Raw genomic sequence first — 2,457 nt, forward strand, 5'->3', positions numbered from 1 at the left:
TGCGCCGCCCCAGGCCAGGGTCCGGAAGTCTTGCGAGCTGCCCCGCCCGCGCAGCCCAGAGGGCGCATTGAAGGCCAGCAGCGACGCGCCATAGCTGTCATAGATCGGCGCTGACGGTCCATAGTGTACCTCACCGGTGCTTGAAAGCGCGCTCAACGCCCACCAATGGCCGCCATCCTGCGCCTCAACCTCAGCCAGCCTATAGAGGTAAGCGCCTGAGATCATCCCATGCTCCCCGTCTGACGTGACATAGTTGCCATTCATCAGGGTGAAGGTCGCGTCATCAGACGCTCCGCCAACCGTGACCAGGTTAAGCTCAAGCGGGGCGCCCGTGGGAACAACGCTGTCCAGGCCAGCGATCGACAGCATCGTCTCGCCCGACGCGTCGCCAGTGATGACAAGCCTGTCGGTGTTCGCACCATCAGCACCCATAACCGCATCCAGCGCAAAAACGCCTCTTCCCGAGCCGGTGTAATTGCCGTCTATAGTGATCACATCCCCTGCAACCCCGTCCTGCACGCTCAAGGTGCCACTATTGGTCACATCACCTGTGATGGTGATCCCTCCGCCAGGAACGTTGGCCAATTTACCTGCAGTCGTCGCCCCGGTGCCCCTGCCCCCGCCAGACGCGCTGAATACAGACCCTGCCTCGATCGAGAGATCCATATCCAGTGTGGCACCCTTATCCAGGCTCAACTTCGTCTCATCTTTCAGCGTGAGATGCTCCCAGTCGATGACGTTCTCCATTGAGGTCATTGTCCGGCCACTCAAGATCAGATGATCATCGCCCCGACCGCCGTTCAGAGCGTGGGAAAAGTCATAGCTCGCAGTGGCAGCAATCGTGACGCTATCGTTGCCCCCCCTAAGACGAATATCCCCGGTCACGGCTCCTTCCAGGGTGACAGCCGTATTGCCATCCCAGTCTTGTATTGCAAGACCAGACCTCCCCGCCGTCACAGCGGCGGTGTCGGTGATGTGAATTGTTCCACCGCCGTCAGCGGCGGAAATCGTTCGGATGGCGGCACCGTTGGCATTTCCGCCCAATCCGTCAGCGCCGCCCGTCACACGACCGGCCACATATACGTCAAAGCCACTCCTGCCTTGAGCACGAATTCCATCTGAACCCGCGCCGGAAGCCGTGACCCAGGCCTCCGTGCCCAGCTTGACAATCGCTTGCCCGTCATCCCCCGCGCCTTCGAATTCCGCATAAATCCCGTGAGAGTTTCTCCCAACCGTGGTGATTGTACCGTCCCGCATGTCCACGGTCACATCGGCAGAGCCAGTGGTGTCCGCATAGATCCCATGGGATCCGAAAGAGCTGCCGTGGCGGTTCTCCGTCAGGATGGACCCTCCGGTCATTATCACCTTCACCCCGTTTGTCTTGTCCGCGTTGTTTTTGTGGTTCTGGTTATCAATCCGCGCATAAATCGCGGCAGCATTCCTGTGAGTCGTGGTGATCCTGCCGCCTTCCATTTTCACCAGCGCTGTGCCAAGGACGCCATTGGCCTGTGCATACATCCCATGGGAATTGACACCGTTAATGACGATGGTCCCGTCTACCATTACAGCCTCAGCCCTCCCCGCAGCCGTCGCTCTGCCCTCCGCGGTGGTGAATGTGTCCTCGGGTACGGCAAACGCCTGAAGCCCGTGAGATTGGTTTTCATGCGTGGTGATTGTGCTGCTGATGAGAGGCGTTTCTTCCATTTGCGCAAGCGCATTGCCAAGGCCACGGTTATACGCACGAACCCCGGATGAATTGTTACGCATCGTCTCAATCTCACCTCCGGTCATTAACGCCGTCATATTGGCCTTACTATCCTCCTTTGCGCCCTGGTCGAGAATCGCCGAAACCGCGTGCGCGAACCCAGTCCTTTCCTGTGGCGTCCCCTCCTTTATCACCTCCCCATGCGTGGTGATTTTGCCGCCACTCATGTGCGCGAGTGCCTCGCCTGACTTACCGCTGGTTCTTGCAACCATCGCTTCGGAATTTGCCGTTTTTGTCTCGATCTTCCCTCCTTCTTTCAACAGTGCCGTCGCCGTGGCTGTACTCTCCGAATTGTTGACAAGCGCATCAATCCCGTGAGAGTTTTCCCCTTTCGTGACGATTGACGCAGCACTTGAAGAGTTGCCACCCAGTTCCGCAATTGCATTGCCATTTCCACTGACGACAGAGTAAAGCCCGACGGAGTTTTCCCCATCAATCTCGATCGCCCCTCCGGTCACTGCCACCTTCGCCGTGGAAGTGGCGCTATTCCCCCCATCCACCCGGATCCCGTGATTATCGAACCCTGCCGTGGTGGTGATTGTGCCCCCGCCCATTTGCACAGTAACATCATCTGCGGCGCCAGACCCAACATCGACCCCCAAGCGACCCACCGGACTCACCTCAATGTCAGGGGCGTTAGGGTCAGGACCCATTGATTTCCGTGCAGCGGTCTGATTCACGGTTCGAAAAAC

1 pseudogene is annotated in these 2,457 nt (G+C 58.6%); it reads right to left on the bottom strand.

The features are described 5' to 3' along the window. A pseudogene (locus tag GTF44_RS21870) lies at nt 1-2,418 on the bottom strand (hypothetical protein); the annotation flags it as partial. Nucleotides 2,419-2,457 lie beyond the last annotated feature (39 nt).

The organism is Roseobacter sp. HKCCD6576-2 (assembly GCF_013179285.1).
GTDB classification, from domain to species: domain Bacteria; phylum Pseudomonadota; class Alphaproteobacteria; order Rhodobacterales; family Rhodobacteraceae; genus Rhodophyticola; species Rhodophyticola oceani.